Here is a 22425-nt window from a genome sequence, read left to right as displayed (position 1 = left end):
CTACCGAAGGTCGGCACAGACCATGGTGGTCGGGGTCAGCCGCAGCCACGCGCACCTCCTGCCTTCTGTCGTAGAGGGCGGTCACAGGGAACAGCCAAGGCCGAGCCCGCGACAAGCGTTGGAGCCGCGTGCTCATGACGCTAATCATCGCTTAGTCGCCAATGCCTCGGCTGGCCGGCGCCAGCGGACCCTACGCCGCCTGAGGGAACTAGTGTTCGTGAGCTTTCGGTGCGTCGCTCTTCGGCGCCGGCGGATGGGATCCGGACTTCGGCTGGGCCATTCCGCCGTGGCCCATCATCTTGCCGCACATCTTGTGCATCTTGTCCATGTCCGCCTTGGCCATAGGCTTGCCGTCCGCCCCCTTCATGGCGCCCATCTGACCTTTGCCGGCAGGCATCTGGCCGCCCTTCATCCTGCCGCACATTTCATGCTGCGCCGCTGTGGCGGTGGGAGGCGGGGTCTTCGCGGGCGGCCCGTCCGCCAGGGCGTAGCTGGCTGCGAACAGGGCCGAAGCGGCGGTGATCGTAATGATGAGAGACTTCATGGTTTGGCTCCAGATCAGGCTTGCTGGTAAGGACGCTCGCGACGCCCTATCATTACGCGCACCGGCGGCGGGAGGCGCTCTTGCAGTGTTTTCTGCTCCCTAGAACAGCCCGCGGGGTTGATCGTCGTAGCTGACGAGCAGGTTCTTGGTCTGCTGGTAGTGGGCCAGCATCATCTTGTGGTTCTCCCGCCCGAAGCCTGAGGCCTTGTAACCGCCAAAGGCGGCATGCGCCGGGTAGACATGGTAGCAGTTTGTCCACACCCGACCGGCTTCGATCGCCCGTCCCATCCGGTATGCGGTCCCGCCGTCGCGGGACCAGACGCCGGCGCCCAGGCCGTAAGGGGTGTCGTTGGCGAGCCGCGCCGCCTCTTCCGGCGAGCTGAAGCGGGCCACCGCCAGAACCGGGCCGAAGATTTCCTCCTGGAAGATCCGCATGTGGTTCTCGCCCACGAACACGGTCGGCTGCACAAAGTAACCCGCGTCGAGCTCGCCGCCCGGCAGCGCACGCTCACCTCCGGTGAGGCACTGCGCGCCCTCCTGCTTGCCGATCTCGATGTAGTCCAGAATCTTGGTGAGCTGAGCTTCCGAGGCCTGGGCGCCCATCTGGGTGGTCGGCTCCAGGGGGTCGCCGACCTTGATGCTGGCGACGCGGCTGATCGCGCGTTCCATGAAGGCGTCGAAGATAGATTCGTGCACCAGGGCGCGCGACGGGCAGGTGCAGACCTCACCCTTGTTGAAGGCGAAGAGGGCTAGGCCCTCCACGGCCTTGTCGAGGAAGCTGTCGTCGGCGGCCATGACGTCGGGCATGAAAATGTTCGGAGACTTGCCGCCAAGCTCCAGGGTTTGCGGGATCAGGTGTTCGGCGGCGGCCTGCATGATCTGCCGTCCCGTCGTGGTCTCGCCGGTGAAGGCGACCTTGGCGATCCGCGGGTTGGCGGCGATCGCCCGGCCGACGGTGCCGCCCGGCCCGGTCACCACATTCAGCACGCCGGGCGGCAGGATGTCGGCGGTCAGCTCCGCGAACAGCATCAGCGTGAGCGGCGTCTGGGAAGCGGGCTTGATCACAGTGCAGTTGCCCGCTGCCAGCGCCGGGGCGAGCTTCCAGGCGGCCATGAGTAGCGGGAAGTTCCAGGGGATGATCTGGCCGACGACGCCAAGGGGTTCCTTGAAGTGGTAGGCGATCGTTTGTTCGTCGATTGTCGAGATCGAGCCTTCTTCGCTGCGGATACAGCCTGCGAAGTAGCGGAAGTGATCGACCGCAAGGGGCACGTCGGCGCCGCGTGTCTCGCGGATCGGCTTGCCGTTATCGATCGTCTCGGCGAGCGCGAAGAGTTCGAGGTTCTCCTCCAGCCGGTCAGCGATCTTGTTGAGCATCCGCGACCGCTCGCTGGGCGACAGCCGCGCCCAACCCGCCTTGGCCGCGTGCGCCGCGTCCAGCGCCGCCTCGACGTCCTCAACCGTCGACTGCGCGAACTCCGCGATCCGCGCGCCGTTGATCGGGCTGTGGTCGGTGAAATACTGCCCCCTCAGAGGCGGCGACCAGTGCCCCCCGATGAAGTTGCCGTAGCGGGCGGGGACCTTGCCCAGGGTCCGCACGGACTGAATGGCGCTCTGGAACAAGGGGCTCTCCTTGTATTCGCACGCGAGCCGAAGTGCTCGCAACGGCCCTGCCCTGGCGGAATGTCGCCAGTTCAGAGATGAGCCCGTAGCGGACCCACTGGATACTCTTTCTGCACGGGAGGCGCGTCGCCTTGACAGGGATCAAAGGCAACCTTCGGCCAGATCATTACGAGGGATGCACGGCCAGGAGAGGAAAGCAGACCCATGGCGACGATGATGAAAGCCGCAGTCGTGCGGGAGTTCGGCAGGCCTCTAGCGATCGAGGAGGTCCCCATTCCGACGCCGGGACCCGATCAGGTTCTCGTGCGCCTGGCTGCCACCGGCGTCTGTCACACCGACCTGCACGCCGCCAAGGGCGACTGGCCGGTGAAGCCGAACCCACCGTTCATCCCCGGCCACGAGGGCGTGGGTGTGGTGGTCGGGGTCGGCGCCAACGTGCAGAGGGTGCGGGAGGGCGACCGCGTCGGCGTGCCCTGGCTGCATACCGCGTGCGGCTACTGCCCCCCACTGCCGCACCGGCTGGGAGACCCTCTGCGGCTCTCAGAAGAACACCGGCTATTCCGTGAACGGCAGCTTCGCCGAATACGCGGTGGCGGATCCCAATTATGTGGGCCGCTTGCCCGATGGCCTGGATTGGGGCGCCGCAGCGCCGCTGCTTTGCGCCGGCGTGACCGTTTACAAGGGCCTGAAGGAAACCGAGGTGAGGCCCGGGCAGTGGGTCGCGATCTCGGGGATCGGCGGGCTCGGACACTTGGCGGTTCAGTACGCGAAGGCCATGGGCATGCACGTCGCGGCGATCGACATCCATCCCGAAAAGCTGGCGTTGGCCAAGCAGCTGGGCGCAGACCTCACGCTGCACGGCCGGGACACCGACCCCGTGGCCGAGATCCAGAAGCAGATCGGCGGGGTTCACGGGGGTGCTTGTCACGGCCGTTTCGCCGGCGGCCTTCGAGCAGGCCTTCGGGGCGCTGCGGCCGCATGGGACCATGGCCATGATCGGCCTGCCGCCCGGCAAGTTCGCCATGCCGATCTTCGACACGGTGCTCAAGCGGATCACCGTCCGGGGCTCGATTGTCGGAACGCGGCAGGATCTGGAAGAGGCGCTCGAGTTCGGGGGCGAAGGCAAGGTCGCCGCGCACTTCTCCTGGGACCGGCTCGAGAACATCAACGAAGTCTTCGAACGCATGGAACGCGGCGCGATCGATGGGCGCGTAGTCTTGAGCCTGGAGTAGCCGCTAGACTCATCTAAAGCGCGGCGGGGCGGGTGAGGCGTCCGGGCCGGCTCCGCCGTTGCGGCACGACCAGAAGGGCCGATTCGCCCCTCCAGTCGCGACAATGTAATCCTGACGCGACGAGTTGCGTCAAAAAGGACATCAACCGCGTGCGTCGTGCGGACCGAGAGCGATCGCGCCGGGTTTAGGGAGCCCTCCAGGCCTCGGCCGGCTGCAGGTCTGGGCTCGTGGAGAGGACAAGGAGATTCGATGTGAACAGGACAATTGGACGGGCCATCGGCCTTTCGGCCCTTTTTGCGCTCCTGCCTGTGCTGGGCTCTTCCGCCACAGCAGAGGTCTGGCACCGGTACATAATGCGCGGTCAGGTCGTGGAGATGCAGGGTCAGGCGGTGATCCTTTGCGTTGGGCGCGCCGAAGGGGCCAAACCGGGACAGGTCCTTACGGTCGTCCGATTCATCGGAACGCCGGGGGTGTCGAAAGGTGCTCCGCCTGTCCCGCGCCGCGATGATGTCGGTGCGGTCCGCATCGACCGAGTTATAGACGAGCACTTTGCCGAGGCGACCGTGGTCAACGGCCAAGCCAGGAAGTTCGATCTGGTCGAACTGAAAGCTCCCTAGCGAACGCTACGCGGGACGGCGGAACTCGCTCTCCGGTCGCACGGGCCACCGCGGTGCCCAACGGCAAAGTGGCTCCCGGCGCGACTGTTGCGATCGGGGGCGTGGACGTCTCCGACACCTACCGCCGAGCGGTCGAAACCCCGCCCCTCAAGGTTATCATCGACACCAGAGAGACCCGTCCGACGGACAGCCCGGCATCAAGCCCTCAAACATAGCAGAACGGAGATGCAATTGCGCGACCGCAGAGAACTCTTGGCCGGCCTTACCCTCGCCGGGGCCGCAGCCGCCATGCCCGCCGCCGCGCAAGCCCCTCCTCCCAATGGTGATGGGATGTCGATGGATGATTGTGTCGCGCTCTGCATCGCCTCGCATCGGAGCTGTCTGACGAGCGCTCGCCATGTGATGGGACAGCCGCAACTGCGCGCGCCGGCGCAGCTCGTGGCGCTGCTGCAGGACTGCGCGGAGCTCTGCCAGACCACGGCCAATTCGATGCTCCGGGGTGCGCCGACGCACACCCTTCTCTGTCGCGCCTGCGCCGACCTCTGTGAAGCGTGCGCTCAGGCTTGCGACGCCTTCAAGAACGACGCGGTGCTCACCCGATGCGCGGCGACGTGCCGGGAGTGCGGCGCGGCATGCCGGCACATGGCCATGGAGATGTAGGTGGGCGCCCGCCTCCGTCGGCGGGTTCCTGTTGCGCTGATAGCGGTTGCGCAGCCGCAGAGCGGCGCTTCGTTGAAAGCCACACCGGACCGGAACGGTAACCCCCGCAACTGGGGCGGTTGCCCGTTGTTTCCGAGCCGCCACACGGACCTACCTATCCCCAGTCGGCCGGCACACTCCGCCATTCACGGCTGTGGCTTCAGCTCCAGCATGCCCTCTCACTCCGGGCTCGGGCGCATGGAGCCGGCGCGGCGTCTAATAATTGCTGAGGATGCCGAGTTGACGTGGATCACTACCCGAGCGTGCTCATGCTCATTCGCCACCCGGCTACATCGCCTTCAAGTCGGTGCTTCAGGCGCGCCAGGTCGGCGCATCTGAACGCCCGCACTGGACCCCGAGGAATGCGTCGGACGGTGAACGGGTCGCGCCGCCTTGGGTCGGCGCGACCCGTTATCCTCTGCGAACCGCAGCGCTTACATATGATCTTTCATCGGCGGGTCGGCCTTGGCCGGGGGCATCGGCATGCTGTCATCCTTCATCGGCGGCGAGCTGGCGCCAGACGACATGCCTGAGCCCTGGGCGTCTTTCTGCATACCCATGCCTTGGGCGTGCGCGTCTCGCTCCATTTGCATGCCTTCCTTGTGGCCCTGGGCGCGCGTTTCAGCCTCGGTCTCGCCATGCGCCGCCGCCGTAGCGGGCGTTGTGGTGTCGGTGGCCACAGCTGCCGCGTCCACAGCGGCTGCGGGGGCCTCGTCCGTCTTCTGGTTGCAGCCGGTGATCGCGAGAGCGGCGACCGACGAGGTCAAAAGAGCAGCGGAGCGGCAAAGTTTAGATATAGTAGTCATTTGTTTCTCCTTCGGGGTTTGAACAGTGGGGGACGAGCTGATGAGCATGGCGTTTGTCGAGCCATTGGCTGGCTGGCTGCAGCACGCTACGGTGACGATGGCGCTGTTCACGGATGCTATTGCCGTAGCTGTCATCGCCGTAGCGGTTCTCGGTGCGCTTTGGCGAACCTTGGAACGCACTTGGAAGCGGAACGCGGAGGCAGATTGCCCTGGCGAGGGGCCCCGTCTCCGGCTCGCCCGCTCTTTGGCCTTGGGCCTTGAGTTCCTGTTGGCGGCGGATGTGATGCGAACCGCGGTCGCGCCGACATGGACCGAGATCGGCCAACTCGCGGCAGTCGCAACGTTGCGAACGGCGTTGAACTTTTTCATCCAGCGCGAAATCGACGCCGCTGAACGCAGGAAGGGCTAAGACCCGCTTCCTGGCGCCCGACGAACGGCCGCGAGGGGACCGGGCGGCTGAGTGGCTCAAAACCACGCCCGGACCCCCACGACGACGGACAGGTTGCTCGCGGGCTCGCCCTCGGCGCGCGCCATTCTCTTTGTGCGGCCGTAGGTCTGTCGCCAGGAGACGCCGGCATACGGAGCCAGCTCACGGCGCAGCTCGTAGCGAAGGCGGGCGCCGATCTCTGTGTCGTTGAGGCCCTCGCCGACGCCGAAGCTCCGATCTGCCTGGAGCGCGGCGTTTGCCTCAATGCGGGGCTGAAGGATCAGGCGCTGGCTCAGCAATACGTCATAGGAGGCGGTCACTCGGGCCGAGACCTTGCCATCCTGGCTGACGAACAACGCCGGCTCCAGTTCGTAACGGTAGGGCGCCAATCCTTGCACGCCGATGACGCCGTAGACGCGGGACCGGTCTGGACCTGGCCCCGAGCGTCGCGCGTATCGCACACCGGCTTGGAAATCGAAGAACGGGGCGATGAGCTGACCGTAGAGCAACTGGGCCTCTTGCTCGCTGTCAGCCCGTTTGGACGTGCTCTGCGCGCCCTCGCTCTTGACCCACAGGCGCTTCACGTCGCCTCCATACCAGCCGAAGACGTCCCAGCGGATAACGCCCGGGTCGTCGCTCTCTCGGTACTCTACGAGGTCGGCGAGGAAGTATCCGTAGTTGGCGCTGTCGGCCGTGGGCTGTGGCCATCCTTCGCGCTCAGCGAGATTGGGCAGCGTCTCGGGACCTCGATCCGAAGCGGCGGGCGCCGCACGATTGGCGGCAGGCGACATAGCCATTCCGGAGGGCATGCCGGCGCCGGGCAAAGAGGGCCCTCCTGCGCGTGAACAACGGCAGGGGCTGCCAGGAAGGCGATGGCAAGAGCGGCCGAGCGCATCGGGATCTCCTACTGAGGGGGCGAAGAGACTTCGATGACGCGGAACATCCCCATCTCCATATGCAGCAGGAGGTGGCAATGCATGGCCCATTGGCCGGGCGCGTCGGCGGTGATGGCGACGGTTAGCCGCTCGGCTGGCTTGACGCTGACGGTGTGCTTGCGAGGTTGATGGGCGCCCGCACCGTTCTCGAGCTCCATCCACATGCCGTGCAGGTGGATGGGGTGCTCCATCATGGTGTCGTTGACCAGCACCAGGCGCAGGCGCTCGCCGTAGGCAAAGGGGATGGGCGCGCGGGCCTCCGAGTACTTCTTTCCATCAAAGGACCACATGTAGCGTTCCATGTTGCCTGTGATGTGCAGCTCGATCTCGCGTGTGGGCGTGCGCTGGTCCTCCTGCGGCGTCACGCTTCGCAGGTCGGCGTAGACCAGCACCCGCGCCGCGGGATCGTCGAAGCCGGAGCCCGGTTCGTGGAGGCGGCTGCGCGCCACCATCGCTACGGATGAGTTCCCGACGCCATGCGTGTCGGGCCCATGGATGAACGTGGGCGCCACGCCTGGCTTGGCGGCGAGCGGCGTTCCCATGTGCGCCATGGCGCTGGAGGCCCCGTTCGCCGCCACCGCGCCATGGGCGTGGGCGCTCGTGACCTGAGACTCGACCGCCGCACGATTACGTTCCACGGCGGCTATGTCGCCCGCCGCGTGCCCAGCTATGCCCATGACGGGAGCCTTGGGGGACGCCGTCGCATTGGACATGCCGGGCATGCCCGCCATGTCGCCGGACATCTCCATTCCCGACATGTCCATGCCCATGTCGGCCATGGTGCGCAGCGGCCTCTTGCGACGGGGTGGGATGGGCGCTGTCATTCCGGCGCGCGGCGCGAGCGTGCCGCGCGCAAAGCCACTGCGGTCCATCGCCTCTGCGAACAGGGTGTAGGCCTGGTCATCAGGCGTGACGATGACATCGAAAGTCTCGCCCGGCCCTATCCGGAACTCGTCCACGTCGACGGGCTGGACATTCTGCCCGTCCGCCTGGACCACAGTCATCTTCAGGCCCGGGATGCGGATGTCGAAATAAGTCATGGCGCCGGCAGCGATGAACCGAAGCCGCACGCGCTCGCCGCGGGTGAATAGGCCAGTCCAGTTCGCGTTCGCTGTCAGGCCATTGACGAGATAGGTGTAGGTGTAGCCGGTGACATCGGCGAAGTCTGTCGGGTCCATGCGCATCTTGGTCCAACTCAATCTCTCCCTAAGGGTCGCTGGCCAACCATCGCGCGCGGCATCCCGAAACAGGTCCGCGACCGTCCGCTTTTGGTAGTTGTAGTACCCCGCCTGCTTCTTGAGGTTCTTGATGATTTGCTCCGGCGGCTCGAAGCTCCAGTCCGACAGCATCACGACATAGTCGCGCTCGTAGGCGAACGGCTCAGGGGCGGCAGGGTCGATGATGAACGGGGCGTAGACGCCCAGCAATTCCTGTCCCCCGGAATGGCTGTGGCACCAGTAGGTGCCGCTTTGCAGCAGCGGGAAGCGATAGGTGAAGGTTTCGCCCGGCGCGATGCCACCGAAACTCACACCGGGGACGCCATCCATCGCGGGCGGCAGGATGATCCCATGCCAATGGATGGACGCAATTTCCTCGAGTCGGTTTGTGACCCGCAGGACGGCTTCCTCACCCTCCCGAAAACGCAGCAGCGGGCCTGGGATCGTCTGGTTGATGGCCATGGCGCGGCCGGGGCGATCTCCGACCATCAGCTGGAAGTGACCGATCTCAAGGTCTAGAGCGCGCTGGCCCCTCGTTCCCGCGACAGGAGCGAGCGCCGCCTGGACGACGCTGGTCCGAGCGTAGGCCGGCGCCGCACGTGCAAGTGCGGCGGAGAGCCCCAGACCCCCGCCGGCCGCCAGCACAGCGCGGCGACTGATGAGTTCACGCGAACCGAACATAGCCCCTCCTCGCCGCTCCCGGCGCTGATCAGACGCGGCGGCGCGCGTTACGTTACAAGCCTACGGGCTATCGGCGTCGCCGCTCCTCGAGGGCGCGACCGCGCGATCAGAACGACGGACAACGGACTGTTCGCCAACCTGTCCGCTACAACGGCCCGATGGAGATCGAGACGGCCACTGCCGTCACAGGGCCACCGCGCCGTCTACGGACTCAAATTGTGACCGGTGAAAGCCCTCTCTTACTTGAGTTCCAGCATCTATTCCTCGGTATCGCTCACGCGCATCTCCGCGCGCTCGCCATGCTGGCGGAGCACATCGACCATCCTTTGGGCCTGATCGACAGCGACCGCCTTGCACCAGCATGGCGTCATCATCTGGTGATCGCGCCGAACCGCCCAGCCGTAGGCTTCCTTGACCACTTCAAAGGTAATCGGTCCGCGATCCCGGCCGCTCGTCGTGTCAGGTTCCGCCATGGCTGGCCTCCCTCAATGGCTGCGTTCGCGACCAGTGATGACGCGGACGCATTCTTATGACGCGAGAGCCTGGCGCGCCTTACAGCGCGCGGCACGATTGCCCGTTATCTCGGCTCTGGCGGGATGTAACAATGAGGGCGATCAAGCGTCTTCGAGAGCGCGTCCTGGCTGCAGGAGTCGCTCACTGTCCGGAGCGTTAGCGTCCTTCAGCTAGTCGCTATTCGCGTCGCCAGGCCTGAGCCATGTCAAGGCGAGGCAAAACAGGAGCAATCAGGAACCTGCCATGAGCTCCCGTCCCGATCATTCTCCCGCCGCCGAATCCGACCCCCGATGAGAACCTGTCAGCGGTGACGGCTGCTGACGCGGCCGTCCGGCGCGAGCTCGTCGAGTGTCATCGCGATTTTCTGACCTTCCTGCGTCGCCGGCTGGGGAACCCACATGACGCGGAGGACGTGCTGCAGGAGTTCATCGCCCGCGCGTTGGATCGCTCCAAGCACCTCCGGGACGTGCAGTCCGTTCGTGGCTGGCTCAGCCGGGTTCTGGCGACGACGCTGGTCGATCACTACCGGCGCGCGGCCCGTCGAAAAGACTCTCCGCGCGACCCGGCTGACCTTGAGGCGCTCGCCGTCGCGCCGGACCCTGAAATCGAAGCGGCCGTCTGCTTCTGTCTCTATCGTCTGCTCCCGACCCTAAAGCCCGAATACAGCGAACTGATCTGGCGGGTCGATCTACTCGACGAGCCCCGCGACCGGGTCGCCGCGTCGCTTGGGCTGACGCTCAACAACGTCAACGTGCGTCTCCACCGCGGGCGTAGGGCGCTGCGGGCGAGGCTCGAGGAGATCTGCCTGACCTGTCCACAACACGGATTCCTCGATTGCCGGTGCGATGAGGGTGAGCGGATCCGTCTGATCCGCGCGCGGCAGGCGGCCGCGGGCTAAGCCGCAGGCACGGGCCACGACATAAGGGACGATGTTCTGTCAATGCGGCGCGCTCACCAAGCAGATGGCTTCCTAGCGGCTACGATCTTCTCCGCTCCAGTAGGAATCTAAGGGGGGTCGTTTCTTGGATTCAGCGCCCACCGCTCGAGCTAGCCAGGGCCTGCTGGGCGTCGCCCTGGATAACCGCTAGGTGATGCGGATCGACGAAACTCTCCGCATAAATCTTGTTGAGGGGCTCGGTCCCTGACGGGCGGGCGGCGAACCACCCGCTCTTGGCCTTAACCTTCACGCCGCCGAACGGCTCGCCGCGGGGGCTGGCGATCTCTACCGACAACACGGGCTCGCCGCCAAGCTCAGCAAGTTGCAGATCCTGCGGTCTGAGGCCCCGCAGCCAGGCTTTTTGCTGCGGTGTGGCTGGGGCATCTAGACGTTCATAGTAGGAGGGCCCGATTGCGTCGGCCACCGACGTGTAGACCATGCTGGGGTCCTGGCCGGTTCGCGCAAGGATTTCAGCGGCCAGAAGCCCGAGGCTGAAACCGTCCTTCTCCGTTGTCCAAAGCGACCCGTCGAGCCTTCGGAACACCGCGCCCGCACTCTCCTCGCCCGCGAAGCCCAGGGCGCCGTCGGAAAGTCCATCGACGAACCAGCGAAATCCCACCGGCGTCTCAACCAGCGGCCGCCGGAGTCTGGCGGCAAGCCTGTCGATGAGGGCGCTTGTGACCATGGTCTTGCCGATCGCTAGCCCCCCAGGCCAAGTGGGACGGTGTTCAAACAGGTAGGCGACCGCTGCGGCCAAGTAACGGTTCGGCTCCATCAGACCACCCGAAGGCGTCACCACACCGTGCCGGTCGGCGTCCGGGTCGTTGCCGAACGCAATGTCGAAGCGCGCCCGCAGGTCGACCAGCCGGGCCATCGCATAGGGCGAGGAGCAATCCATACGAGTCTCGCCGTCATGGTCAGCGGTCATGAAGGCGAACCGCGGATCCACGACTTCGCTGACGACGGAGCCCTGCAGCCCGTAAGTCTCCAGGACCAGAGGCCAGTACTCGGCGCTGGCCCCGCCCAAGGGATCGATCCCAATACGCACCCCAGCGGCGCGGATCGCTCCAAGGTCCACCACCTGAGGCAACTCGGCGATGAAGGCAGTCCGATAGTCGTAACGCGCCGCACGCGAAGACCGAGCCGCGCGGGCATAAGGAACGCGCGGAACGTCCCGCAACGCCGTAGGAAGGGCAGCGTTGGCGAGCCGCTCGATCGCCTCGGTGATCCGGGGTTCGGCTGGCCCGCCGTGCGGCGGATTGTACTTCAAGCCGCCATCCTGGGGCGGATTGTGAGACGGCGTGAGAATGATCCCGTCCGCCAGCCCTGAGGTGCGCCCCCTATTGTAGTGCAGGATGGCGTGCGACACCGCAGGCGTCGGCGTGTAGCCGTCCCGGGTGTCGAGCATCACCGTAACGCCGGCGGCGACGAAGACCTCAACGGCCGTCCTGAGCGCGGGCTTCGAGAGCGCGTGGGTGTCGCCGGCCAGGAACAGCGGTCCACGGACGCTCGCGGCTTTGCGGTGACGACAGACGGCGGCGCAGATCGCCACGACATGCGCCTCATTGAAGGTCCCAGCGAGCGCCGAGCCGCGATGGCCGGAGGTCCCGAAGGCGACGCCTTGGGACGGATCTGTCGGGTCGGGGCGGACCGCCGTGTAGGCGTCGATGAGCTTGGAGACATCGATCAGATCCGCCTTCGCGACGGGGCGTCCTGCCCGGGAATCCACGCTACGGGTCAAGCCGCACCAGCCTTCGGGTCAACGGCGCCCAGCCGGACGCGCAGACGCCGGACGCCGTCCGCTGAGCTGAGGGGTATGCGCAACGGTCGCTCGCGCAGCCGAACGCCGTCCAGCACGGCTTCGGCGACGCCCCGGCAGACGCCGTCGGGGTTCTCCACCTCTATCTCGTAACGGGCGGCGCCAAACCGGTAGACGAGCTTGAAGCCTGGCCAGTGTCGCGGGATGCACGGATCGAGCAGCAGGGCGTCGCCATGGCGCCGCAGGCCGAGAAGCGACTCTAGTCCCGCGCGGTACATCCAGCCGGCGGCGCCTGTGTACCAGGTCCAACCGCCCCGCCCGAGGTGCGCCGGGTGCGAATAGATGTCGGCAGCGACCACGTAGGGCTCAACCTTGTACCGCTGGGCCTCAGATGGCGTGCGGCTATGATTGATCGGGTTGAGCATGGCGAGCAGGCTTGCGGTCCTGTCACCGTCCCCCACCGCTGCGAAGGCCGTCGCCGTCCAGACCGCGGCGTGAGTGTATTGGCCGCCGTTCTCTCGCACGCCGACCGGGTAGCCCTTGATATAACCGGGGTCCTTCGGACCCTTGTCGAAGGGCGGCGTGAACAACAGAGCTAGGCCGGCGTCGGCGTCGATCAACTCACGTTCAACCGCGGCCAACGCCTGCCGCGCGCGCTTCGGCTCCGCCGCCCCGGAGAGCACGGCCCACGATTGCGCAATGGCGTCGATGCGGCACTCGTCGCTGTTGGGAGAGCCCAGCGGCGAGCCGTCATCGTACCAGCCGCGAAGGTACCAGTCGCCGCCCCACGCGCTCCGCTCGAGCGCGGCCTTTAGGCCCTCGGCGTGGGCAGCCCAGCGCTCTTCGTGCACCGCCTGCCCCCGAGCCGCCGCGAGCGGCGCGAAATCCGTCAAGGTGCGATGGAGAAACCAGCCCAACCACACGCTCTCGCCTCGGCCGTGCTGGCCGACGCGGTTCATGCCGTCGTTCCAGTCGCCGCCGCCGATCAACGGCGCGCCATGGCCCCCCCACCTGCAGGCTGGCGTCGAGCGCCCGCGCGCAATGTTCGAAGAGGCTGGCGCTCTCGCCGGTTCCGGGATGGTAGAACGCCTCGGCCGCCGTCGGCTCAAGGGGCTGGCCTTCCAGGAACGGGATCGGCTCGTCGAGCACCGTGCGGTCTCCGGTCGCCGCGACATAGTTCGCGACCGCGTAAGCCAGCCACACCCGGTCGTCGGAAAAGCGGGTGCGGACCCCCTGGCCAGAGTGGGGCAGCCACCAGTGCTGCACGTCGCCTTCGGGGAACTGGCGCGCCGCCGCCCTGAGCAAGTGCTCGCGGGCGGTTTCGGGTGACGCATGCACCAGCGCCATCACGTCCTGCAGCTGATCGCGGAAACCATAGGCGCCGCTCGCCTGATAGAACCCGGCCCTCGCCCATAAGCGGGACGCGACGGTCTGGTAGAGCAGCCAGCCATTGAGCATCAGGTCCAGGGCTGGGTCGGGGGTTTGCACCTGTACGGCCCCTAGGAGACGCTCCCAATAGGCGTCTACTTCCGCCAGAACTTCATCCAAATCAGCCTGACGGTAACGCGCGATCAGCTCGCGGGCGGAGCCGGCGTCATCGCCCTCCCCGATGAGGAAGACCAGCTCGCCCGTCTCCCCGGGCGCGAGCGCCAGGGGCGCATCCATGGCCCCACAGGGATCGAGCGCGGCCCCTGTTCGGCCGGAGAGCGCCTCGCCCGCCAGACCCGCTGGCCGACGCAGGCTGCCGTTGCGACCGATGAATTCCCGCCGATCGCCCGTCCAGCTCGTCTGGCGGCCACAGGCGTCCAGAAACGCCACCCGCTCCCCAAAGCTGGGATCCCAGCGGTTCTGGGCCATCAGGCCCCCGCTCGCTTCATCGACGTGCGTGACCGTGAAGGGCGCTATCGCGCCCCGGCTTTTGCCGAGGACCCACTCCACATAGGCGCAGGCCGACAGCCGGCGCGGCCGGTTGGACAGATTGCGGACTTTCAGCCGCAGGATTTTCACCGGGTCGAGCAGCGGCGTATAGGCGAGGAGCTCCGTCTCGAAGTCGCCGACCGTGGCTTCAAACCGGCTGTAGCCGCGGCCGTGGCGGCAGACATAGGTCGCCTCTGGATCCCGCACCGGGTACGCGGTCGGGCTCCAGAGCTCGCCGGTTTCCATTTCGCGCAGGTACAACGCCTCGCCACCGCGATCGGCGACCGGGTCGTTCGACCAGGGGGTGAGCTGGTGCTCGCGGCTATTGAGGGCCCAGGTGTATCCCGAACCTTCCGCGGAGATCTGGAACCCGAAGCTCGGGTTGGCGACGACGTTGATCCAGGGCGCTGGCGTGGTCTGGCCAGGGCTGAGGACAACGACATACTCCCGGCCCTCGCGCGCGAAGCCGCCGATCCCGTTGTAGGCCTCCAGGTCTGGGACGGGCGATGACCGCAACGGCGTAGCGGGAACCTGCGGCGTCGCCAAAGGCGGCCGCGGCCACTCGCGCCGATCCCGTAGCCGGTCAAGCTGGTCTTCCAGCCGGCCGTGCTGCGCTGACAACACCACCCTTGCTACCGACAACAGGCGGGCCTGGAGCGTTGGCGAAACGAGGTCCCCGCGCAGCACGTACACAGCGCCCGGCACAGGGTCCTCGTCTGGCGCGCGGCGGGATTGCGTCACGCGCACCAAGGCCTCTAACGCGCCTTGCAGGTCTTGGATGTAGGAGGCCGCGTGGTCATTCAGGATCACGACATCCACCGGGAGCCGCTGCAGCTTCCAGTATTCCGCAGCGTGGAGCAGGTCGCGGGCGGTGGCGAGATGTTCGAGGTCGTCTATCCGCAATAGGATTAGGGGCAGGTCGCCTGATATGCCCAGGGCCCAGAGGTCCGGCTGCCCCCCCGCGCCTGCCGCCACCACCTCCGACGAGGGTCTGAGCGCAGGCGCCGCGTAGATCAGGTGGCCGGCCAGGCGCTGGAAGTTGTCGGCGTCCCGGTGGGTGACGCCGAGATGGCGCAGCTGCACCTGCGCCCGGGTCCACGCCAAGGCTGCGGCCCGTTCGCAGGCTGCGGTGTGAAGATGCTGATCCAACACCTCCAAGATGGCTTCGCGCGAGCCCGCGGCGAAGGTCCAGAAGGAGACCTGGGCTGTAGAGCCGGGGGCGATCCGCACGCGTCGCCGAAGCGCGAAGATCGGATCGAGCACCGCGCCAGCCTGGCCGCTCAGCGGGCGGCCTTCGAAGACGGCGATCGGTGCGCGGACATCGCGGTTCCGGCCCAGGAAGCGCGCGCGATCGGTCTCGAATTCCGGTTTGCCGAGGGCCTCGCCTTCGACGATCGCCAGATGGGCGGCCCAGAGCTCAGGCTCCTCCGGCGCCCGGCGTCGACGGGTCGCAAGCAAAGCGCCCCCAAGCGCCGGATGGTGTTCCGTCTCCACGAACAGCTTGGAGAACGCCGGGTGGGCGGCGTCGGCGGCGTCGGGCGCAAGGACCAGCTCACCATATGAGGTGATTTCGACTTCGCGCTCGATGGCGCCTGCATTGGTCAAGGTCACGCGTCGGAGCTCCCCGTCATCCTCCGCGGAAACCAGCACCACGAGTTCAGTCACCAGGTCGCCATCGCGGCGCGAGTACTCCGCGCGGTCGGCGAAGAAGGTCACGCCATACTCCGACGGCTCGGCGGCGGTAGGCTGATAGCCAGTGGACCAAACGCGCCCGCTAGCCACATCGCGCAGATAGATGAAAGCGCCCCAGTCGTCGCGCACGCTGTCTTCGCGCCAGCGCGTTAGCGCCTGGCTTCGCCAGCGGCTGCAACCGCCTCCCGCAGCGGTGAGCAGCACGCTGTAGCGACCGTTCGACAAAATGTGGGTGGCGGGACTCGCGCCGTGCGGTGTGGAGTAGTGGCGCCCGAGCGCCAGTTCCGACGCCTCGGTCAAGTGCGGGCCCGCGCGCTCGGCGGCGGCCGTCGCCGGCCGGACGTCGCGCGGCATGCGTTCGTGCAGGAGGAGCTCGGCGGCCTGAACGAGCGGATCCGCGTGGAAGCGCTCGCGTAACAGTCCGCCCAGCAACGTATTTGCCAAGGCGGTGACCGTCATCCCCTGGTGATGGGCCATGAACGATCGCACGATCGCGACACGGGCGCCTTCCGGCACCCGCGCGGGCGTGTAGTCCAAAGCCTCATAGAAGCCGTGGCGTCCCTTTGCGCCCGCCGCGGTCAAGACGCCGAAGTTGGCGACGGCTTCGCGCGGATCGATCATCGCGGCGAGCGCTGTCGCATAGGGTGCGACGACGGCCTCCTCGTCGAGGCCTCGCTTGAGACCGAGCCCCGGAATCCCGAAGTTGGAGTATTGGTAGGTGAACTCGAGATCCCGCGCGTTGAACCCAGATTCCGAGACGCCCCAGGGGCGGCCATGGCTCCGCCCGTAGGCAATTTGGCGGCGGACGACCGCCCGCAGCGACCGCTCCAGCAGACTGCCGGCGGGCGAGCGCATCACCAGAGACGGCATCAGGTACTCGAACATGGACCCCGACCAGGAAATCAGGGCCGCGCCTTCAGGCGTGGGGGTCACAGCATGACCGAGTCTAAACCAGTGACGCGCCGGCACGTCGCCCTTAGCGATGGCGAGGAAGCTCGCCAACCGGGCCTCAGAGGCCAACAAATCGTAGCAGTTGGCGTCCAACGCCCCATCGGCGACGCGGTAGCCGATCGACAGCAGCTTGCGGTCTTGATCGAGCAGGAAGCCGTACTCCATCTCCAGCGCCAGCTGGCGCGCGGCGGCTTCCGCCGCTGCGAGACGGCGGTCCAGCTCAGAGAATTCCAAGTCGCGGAGATGGCTGCGGAGCCCCGCCTCCACTGCGGATAGCCAATGGGCCAGCTCCGCAGCGTCCTCGCGTTCCGCCAGCAGACCCCTCAGCGGTTCGGCGAGTCCCGCCCATTCGCGCAGGACATCGTCCAAAGTTCGGGCGTCCTTTCCCTCCTCGCCTCGGCGCAAGGTCCCCGAGAGGTCCCGCAGCGCCTCCTCCAGGCGCCCCCAGGTCTGATGTGCGGACACCGCAGGCGCGCAGAGCGGCGCCAATTCCTCCCTGGCGAGGTCGATGGCGTCGGACACGCCGGCCCATCGCGCCTGCGGCGGGAGCGGCTGGGCCCGCCACGCGCGGCAGCTCGCCGCGAGCGTCAGCAGGCATCCAGCCAAGTTGCCGCTGTCCACGGTGGACACATAAAGCGGCTCCAGCGCGCGGAGATCGCGCGTGTCATACCAGTTGAGCAAGTGGCCGCGGCGGCGGTCCATGCGCTGCAAGGTGGCCAGCGTGGCCTCTATACGCTCGAGGGCGTCGCCGACGCCGATCCAACCGAGATCACGCGCGCAGACGGTCGAGAGCAGGTAGAGACCAATGTTGGTGGGAGATGTGCGGTGGGCGACGGCCGGGGGATCTTCCTGGACGTTGTCCGGCGGCAGGTGGTTGTCGGCGGCGGTGACGTAGGTTTCGAAGTAGCGCCAGGTCCGGCGCGCCGTCAGACGCAGCGCGGCCGTGTCGGCCGCGGTCAGCTCGCCCGCTTCCGGCAGGGGTTGAATTCGGCTGATCCGCTGAGCGACCAACGGCGCGAACAGCCAGGCGAAAGAGATGCTCACCCCGAGCGGCCAAGCCTCGCCGGACCCGATCGCACTGATCGCAAGGCCTGCGCAGGCCAGGGGCAATACGCCCCACATCCGTCGATAGAAGTCTGAGACGCCCAACGGCAGGCCTGCCGCGAGCTGGGCTGCGGGCACCCATTCCAGCAGTCGACGGCGGGTGACAAACAGGCGCCATAGCGTCCGAACGATGGCGTCGGACATGAGCCAGGCCTGGTGGGGCAGAAGCGTGACCAGCAGCAGGGCGCGGGCGGTCGCGACGCGGAGGTCCGCGCCCATGCCTCTCAGTCGGTCTCGCGTGCGTATCCCTGCAGTGCGCGGCGCAAGGTCATCGATCAGCGGCATGAGCGCCGGCGCGACGACGGAGCCCAGCACGAACAGCGTCCAGACGATGGCATGGTTGCCGAGGGCGGCCCACCCCGCGAACAGCGCCGCTACGGCCGCTGGCGCGGTCAGGGTCCGTCGCAGGTTGTCGAGCATCTTCAGCCGCCCGATGACCGGGAGCGGCCCCGGCGCGAGGCATCTGCCGGCGGGTATGCGAAGAATCCAAGGCAACAACTGCCAGTCGCCGCGAGCCCAGCGATGGTGCCGAAGGCCCGCAACGTCGTAACGGGTGGGGGCGTCGTCCACCACCTCGACATCGGACACCAGACCGGTACGCGCATAGACCCCCTCGAACAGGTCATGGCTCAACATCGTTGATTCCGGTACGCGCCCGCAAAGCGCCGCCTCGAAGGCGTCTACGTCGTAGATCCCCTTGCCCCCGTAGGAGCCTTCGCCGAACAGGTCCTGATAGACGTCGCTGACCGCGGCGGCATAGGGGTCGATCCCGCTCGCTCCCGAAAACAGCCGGTGGAACAGCGAGCCGCTATGCCCCACCGGCAGCGCCGGCGAAACCCGCGGCTGCAGGATTCCGTAGCCTTCCACCACCCGCTGCTGTCCCGCATCGAGGCGTGGGCGGTTGAGAGGATGGGCCATCTTGCCGATCAGGCGGCGCACCGTGTCATGGGGCAGGCGCGTGTCGGCATCCAGTGTAATGACGTACCGCACACCCTCCGGGACGGTGATTGGCGCCTCGGGCGCGGTGACGAACGTCGTGTCCTGCGCCCCGCGCAGCAGGCGGTTCAACTCGTGGAGCTTGCCGCGTTTGCGCTCCCATCCGATCCAGCGGCCTTCACTGTCGTTCCATACCCGCCGGCGGTGCAGCAGCAGGAAACGGTCTCCCCCAGGCGCTGGGCCATACTTCTGGTTCAGGCTCGCGATCCCATCGGCCGCCAGGGCAAGGAGTTCGGCATCGACCGACTGGCTCTCGCGTTCCGCGTCTACCCAGTCCGACAGGAGTGCGTAGTGGACGTCGCCTTCGACACTGGCGAGATAGTGGATCTCCAAGCCCTCGACCTGCGCCCGGATCGCCTCCGGGCTGGTGAGCATCATCGGCACCGCCACGAGAGTGCGATGCTCGGCGGGGACTCCGCCCGCGAGCTCGAGCGCTGGGAGAGCGTCTGCTCGAACGCTATGGGTAACGACCGCGTTGACGAGGGCGACGGCGAGCTCCAAGGCCGGCACCGCTCCGAGCACCGCCAAAGCGCCCAGCCAGATGCCGCCCAGGCCCAGGTCTCGCACATGCAGGAGCGGCAATAGGAGGGCAAACGTCGCCACGAAGATGATCGCTGCGGCATAGCCGCCGGTTCCGAGGCGCTGGAAAGCCCGGGTCAGGAACTCGCGCGGCCGCGGTCTAAATCCCAGCGCCACTTCGAAGCGGGGTCGTTCCGACCCGATCAGGTGACAGCCGACGTGGCAGCTCGCCACCTCGCCAGCACAGGCCTCAGCGCGTGCGATAGCGGCCCAAGTGACCTCCATCTCGCTCTTACCGCTGCCTCGCGAAAGGGCCTCGATTGCGGTGCGGTAAAGATTGCGCGTCGCGAAATCCATCTCCCCGAAATCGCCTGCCCCTGTAAGCGCCGCATCGATGAGGCTCATCCGTTCGACCAGGTCCAGCCAGTCCACTTCCGAGATGCGCCGCAGGCTCGTGACGATGTTGCGGACGGTGCCGGCGGCGGCGACCTGCCGATCGTGCTCCCCACGAACGACGGCGTCAGCTGTAACGCCGTGCTCTGCGAGCTGCTCGTCCAGCCAGCCCAACACGGGTGCGATCCTCGCGTCCTGATCGCGCAGCCGATGCACCAGCTGCATCGTGAAGGCGTCCGGGCGCTGCCGACCTTCCCAGTCCTGCAGTATGGCGGCAGCGGGTTCGGGGTCGCGTCCGTAGGCGCCGAGCAGGCGGTCCGCCAGGTGGTCGGCGGTGATGCGGGCCTCGCGACTGTCCAAGATTTGGTCGGCGAGGCGCCGTAGATTCTCCACCAGAATGAGGCGCAGGGTGATGGCCACCGCCCAAAGCTCGCCGATGGTGAGCGGGTGGACGCTCTGGTACGCATGAACGTAGCGCTGCAGCATCTCCACGTCGAAGCGGCTGTCGGTGTGGGCGACGAACGCCCAGACAAGCCCAAACACCCGCGGGTAGCCCGCGAAGGGCCCAGAGATCAGCTTCGGAAGCTGCCGGTAGTAGCCGGGCGGCAAGTCCCGACGGATTTCGCGGATCTGCTCCTCGACCACATGGAAGTTATCGAGTAGCCATTGCGCCGCGGGCGTTGCGCCGTCGTCGCCCCCACCCGAACGTTGCAGCACCTTGAAGGCTTCGATGAGCCGGCGCTGGTTGGCCAGCAACCGGCCAGTGAGACTGCGACCAGCCTTGGGGCAGCGTTCGACGGGCTGAGCCAGGGCGAGGCTCTTGGCGTGCGCCTCAAGCCGCTCGATGCTGAACAGTTCGGCGCGGATCGGCGTCTGGTCCGACCACAGGCCGCCAGCCGGGAACAGGCCTAGCGACATGGCGGATGCGCCTCGGCTCGCAAGGCCAGAGAGGAATCCACCAGATCGACGCGGGTCGTCGCCGACACCTGTGTGTTGTCCGGAGCCGCTGTTCATCCGCCACCAGACGCATTCGCACCGCCGCCATTACAGCGACGCTGCCGTTGGAGCGGGTGATTACGCTGGGTGCTGAAGAGAAGATTGAGCGCGGGGTCAAATCCTTGCTGTAGCGCTGCAACCCTTTCACGCACCCTGCAGTGAACTCGGCGCCGGACTAGCGCTACAGGGGGGCTCCAAACTTCGCAGAACCCCCTTGTCTGTAAGCTTCAGCCGACCCTGGCGTCTTGTTTCAAGGACGGCCCGAGCGGGCCATTGGAGGAGACGCGATGAGCCGCAGGGAAGTGATGAATCAGCAGAGCATCAGGTCCGGCGTGCAGTTGATGGCCCTAGGTTGGAGCCTCTCGATCTTCTTTCTGCTGACGTTCGTGTTGTGCGCCGCGCTGGTCTATCTGCTGCCCGCGGATACCGAGCATCTGCTCGCCCGCGTCATGCCCTCGCTTGACTGGCGCGACCCGTCGAACACCGCGTTCGGGGCCGTCGCGGCTTTCGCCTCGGGCTGGTACGCGGCCTTTTTCGGCGGCGGTCTCTACAACTACTTTCGCGGCCGGCGCTGAGCCGCGGAAAGGGCGAGCGCCCCCCTCGCTCGCCCCTGGCCTGATCGTCCCCGGTCAGGTGATGCGCCGGGAGCGGGCCTAAGGGTCCGCTCCCAAGCGCGCTGGAACGGCAACTCGCTCAGAGTGCCTCGCCACTAAAGTCGCGGGCCCTCAGGGTCACGCCAAAAGCCACCGGGTTCACGGCCAGGAACAAAGCCAGCAGCGTCAGGCCCGAATGCGCCGGCTCCCAACGCCGCAGGTAAAGTCGATCATCATGGCCGGAAGTGGGCTGTGCAAGACGTTCCCCGGAGCGTGATCGCCCTGCCAGCACACGCGACGCCCAAGATAAGCGGCAATACGCACGAGGTGACAAAACCCCTCAAATAAATTTTTGCTTTGCCACTTAAATGTTGAACTTGATCGCGATCAAAGAAGGCGGTTTCATTCCCGTTGAAGCTCCACGCGAACAGATCGGGGGACATTCGAATGCTGCACGCGACAGCCGAAATATTTGAGAGTGCTGATAGTGGAGCGACATTCCATCCGTTGGAATCTTCGCGGGGCCTTGCTGATCCTCAAGGCGGCAGGGACGATCTGGCCTTGCAGCTGGCCGCCGAACGGCCCCGCCAGATACGCTTCCTGCGCAGCCGTCTGCCGTCGCAGCAAGACGCCGAGGACGCTTGGCAGGACGCCGCTATCAAGTTCCTGCAGCACGCTGAATCACTGGGCGCCGCCGAGCGCCCTCAGGCCTGGATGGGCGTCACCCTGCGCCGGCTGGTGGTCGACCGCTACCGCAGGGCCGCCGTCCGGCGCCGCACACTCGATGCTCTGGCCGTCCAGCCTGCGCCGGACGCGGCCGACACGGACGAGGACCTCGTCGCTCCGAGCGATTGCCTGAAGGCCGCCCTTCGCGAGCTCAAGTCGGAGTACCGCCAGATCCTCACCGAGACCTATCTCGATGAGCGCCCCCTGAAGGCTGTCGCCCACCATCTGGAGCTCACCGCCAACAACGCCGCCGTGCGCCTCCACCGCGCCCGCAACGCCCTGCGTCAGGTCATGGCCGAGAAGTGCCAGAGCTGCGCTCTTGCCGATTGCTGGGCCAGGACGAGGGCCGAAAAGCTGCTCAAGGCCTAGTGGCGGCCCCAGCGATGTTACGCGGGCCGTGTAATCTAGGAGAGTCCGATGACCAGCTACCCTCCAAGCGGTTGCGGCGGAGAGTCCTTCTCGTCGCGCTGTAATGACGTGTCCCGATCTGCGTCGTCCTACGCGTCGGTTGTGCGAGGGCGCGGTCGAGCGCCTGGGTGAGGAGCTTTTCA

14 protein-coding genes and 3 pseudogenes are annotated in these 22425 nt (G+C 66.7%); 9 read left to right on the top strand and 8 right to left on the bottom strand.

Going from position 1 to position 22425, the window contains the following annotated elements; genetic code table 11:
• Positions 1–208: 208 nt before the first annotated feature.
• Positions 209–544, bottom strand: coding sequence for a hypothetical protein (locus LRS04_RS19170; protein ID WP_257817697.1), 336 nt, complete (start codon positions 542–544; stop codon positions 209–211).
• A 99-nt stretch (positions 545–643) separates the two neighbouring features.
• Complete coding sequence (locus LRS04_RS19165; RefSeq protein WP_257817696.1) at positions 644–2164, bottom strand: aldehyde dehydrogenase family protein; 1521 nt, start codon at positions 2162–2164, stop codon at positions 644–646.
• Positions 2165–2368: 204 nt separating this feature from the next.
• Here LRS04_RS19165 and LRS04_RS19160 point away from each other — a divergent pair.
• The 5 genes and pseudogenes from LRS04_RS19160 to LRS04_RS19140 all read left to right on the top strand — a co-directional run.
• Positions 2369–2611 (top strand): annotated as a pseudogene (locus tag LRS04_RS19160) (alcohol dehydrogenase catalytic domain-containing protein); the annotation flags it as partial.
• 328 nt (positions 2612–2939) lie between these two features.
• A pseudogene (locus LRS04_RS19155) lies at positions 2940–3014 on the top strand (hypothetical protein); the annotation flags it as partial.
• A gap of 67 nt (positions 3015–3081) precedes the next feature.
• Positions 3082–3396, top strand: a complete 315-nt coding sequence (locus LRS04_RS19150; protein ID WP_257817695.1) for a zinc-binding dehydrogenase — start codon at positions 3082–3084, stop codon at positions 3394–3396.
• 251 nt (positions 3397–3647) lie between these two features.
• Entirely contained in the window at positions 3648–4013 is a 366-nt protein-coding gene (locus LRS04_RS19145; protein WP_257817694.1) for a hypothetical protein, read from the top strand.
• A 225-nt stretch (positions 4014–4238) separates the two neighbouring features.
• Positions 4239–4673, top strand: coding sequence for a four-helix bundle copper-binding protein (locus tag LRS04_RS19140; RefSeq protein ID WP_257817693.1), 435 nt, complete (start codon positions 4239–4241; stop codon positions 4671–4673).
• Positions 4674–5146: 473 nt separating this feature from the next.
• Here LRS04_RS19140 and LRS04_RS19135 read toward each other — a convergent pair whose 3' ends face one another.
• A complete protein-coding gene (locus LRS04_RS19135; RefSeq protein ID WP_257817692.1) occupies positions 5147–5566 on the bottom strand; it encodes a hypothetical protein in 420 nt (139 codons plus the stop codon).
• On the opposite strand from LRS04_RS19135, the gene LRS04_RS19130 reads away from it, so the two are divergent.
• Entirely contained in the window at positions 5559–5927 is a 369-nt protein-coding gene (locus LRS04_RS19130) for a DUF1622 domain-containing protein (RefSeq protein ID WP_257817691.1), read from the top strand. The genes LRS04_RS19135 and LRS04_RS19130 overlap by 8 nt on opposite strands.
• 56 nt (positions 5928–5983) lie before the next feature.
• Here the strand turns inward: LRS04_RS19130 and LRS04_RS19125 are convergent, their stop codons facing one another.
• The 3 genes from LRS04_RS19125 to LRS04_RS19115 form a co-directional block, all read right to left on the bottom strand.
• Positions 5984–6769, bottom strand: a complete 786-nt coding sequence (locus LRS04_RS19125) for a copper resistance protein B (protein WP_257817690.1) — start codon at positions 6767–6769, stop codon at positions 5984–5986.
• A gap of 80 nt (positions 6770–6849) precedes the next feature.
• Complete coding sequence (locus LRS04_RS19120) at positions 6850–8778, bottom strand: copper resistance system multicopper oxidase (RefSeq protein WP_257817689.1); 1929 nt, start codon at positions 8776–8778, stop codon at positions 6850–6852.
• Positions 8779–9035: 257 nt separating this feature from the next.
• On the bottom strand, positions 9036–9251 hold the full coding sequence (locus LRS04_RS19115) for a hypothetical protein (protein ID WP_257817688.1): 216 nt from the start codon (positions 9249–9251) through the stop codon (positions 9036–9038).
• Positions 9252–9598: 347 nt separating this feature from the next.
• Here LRS04_RS19115 and LRS04_RS19110 point away from each other — a divergent pair, with 347 nt between their 5' ends.
• Positions 9599–10189, top strand: coding sequence for an RNA polymerase sigma factor (locus tag LRS04_RS19110; RefSeq protein ID WP_257817687.1), 591 nt, complete (start codon positions 9599–9601; stop codon positions 10187–10189).
• Positions 10190–10319: 130 nt separating this feature from the next.
• Here LRS04_RS19110 and LRS04_RS19105 read toward each other — a convergent pair whose 3' ends face one another.
• Together LRS04_RS19105 and LRS04_RS19100 are read right to left on the bottom strand one after the other, a co-directional pair.
• Entirely contained in the window at positions 10320–11969 is a 1650-nt protein-coding gene (locus tag LRS04_RS19105; RefSeq protein WP_257817686.1) for a phosphoglucomutase, read from the bottom strand.
• Positions 11966–16712, bottom strand: a pseudogene (locus LRS04_RS19100) (GH36-type glycosyl hydrolase domain-containing protein). Before LRS04_RS19100 ends, LRS04_RS19105 begins: the two are co-directional and overlap by 4 nt.
• 4130 nt (positions 16713–20842) lie before the next feature.
• Between LRS04_RS19100 and LRS04_RS19095 the strand changes: the two are divergent.
• Together LRS04_RS19095 and LRS04_RS19090 are read left to right on the top strand one after the other, a co-directional pair.
• Complete coding sequence (locus LRS04_RS19095) at positions 20843–21130, top strand: hypothetical protein (protein WP_257817685.1); 288 nt, start codon at positions 20843–20845, stop codon at positions 21128–21130.
• A gap of 465 nt (positions 21131–21595) precedes the next feature.
• Complete coding sequence (locus tag LRS04_RS19090; protein WP_257817684.1) at positions 21596–22243, top strand: RNA polymerase sigma factor; 648 nt, start codon at positions 21596–21598, stop codon at positions 22241–22243.
• The last annotated feature ends 182 nt before the right edge of the window (positions 22244–22425 follow it).

The organism is Phenylobacterium sp. J367, assembly GCF_024699985.1.
Lineage (GTDB): Bacteria > Pseudomonadota > Alphaproteobacteria > Caulobacterales > Caulobacteraceae > Phenylobacterium.
The sequence above is the reverse complement of the archived record's forward strand: the minus strand, read 5'-3'. Positions and strand labels throughout refer to the sequence as shown.

Coding starts and splice junctions, on each gene's coding strand:
- LRS04_RS19170 (WP_257817697.1), bottom strand. CDS start 544: ATGAAGTCTCTCATCATTACGATCACCGCCGCTTCGGCCCTGTTCGCA.
- LRS04_RS19140 (WP_257817693.1), top strand. CDS start 4,239: ATGCAATTGCGCGACCGCAGAGAACTCTTGGCCGGCCTTACCCTCGCC.
- LRS04_RS19130 (WP_257817691.1), top strand. CDS start 5,559: ATGAGCATGGCGTTTGTCGAGCCATTGGCTGGCTGGCTGCAGCACGCT.
- LRS04_RS19135 (WP_257817692.1), bottom strand. CDS start 5,566: ATGCTCATCAGCTCGTCCCCCACTGTTCAAACCCCGAAGGAGAAACAA.
- LRS04_RS19120 (WP_257817689.1), bottom strand. CDS start 8,778: ATGTTCGGTTCGCGTGAACTCATCAGTCGCCGCGCTGTGCTGGCGGCC.
- LRS04_RS19115 (WP_257817688.1), bottom strand. CDS start 9,251: ATGGCGGAACCTGACACGACGAGCGGCCGGGATCGCGGACCGATTACC.
- LRS04_RS19095 (WP_257817685.1), top strand. CDS start 20,843: ATGAGCCGCAGGGAAGTGATGAATCAGCAGAGCATCAGGTCCGGCGTG.
- LRS04_RS19090 (WP_257817684.1), top strand. CDS start 21,596: ATGCTGCACGCGACAGCCGAAATATTTGAGAGTGCTGATAGTGGAGCG.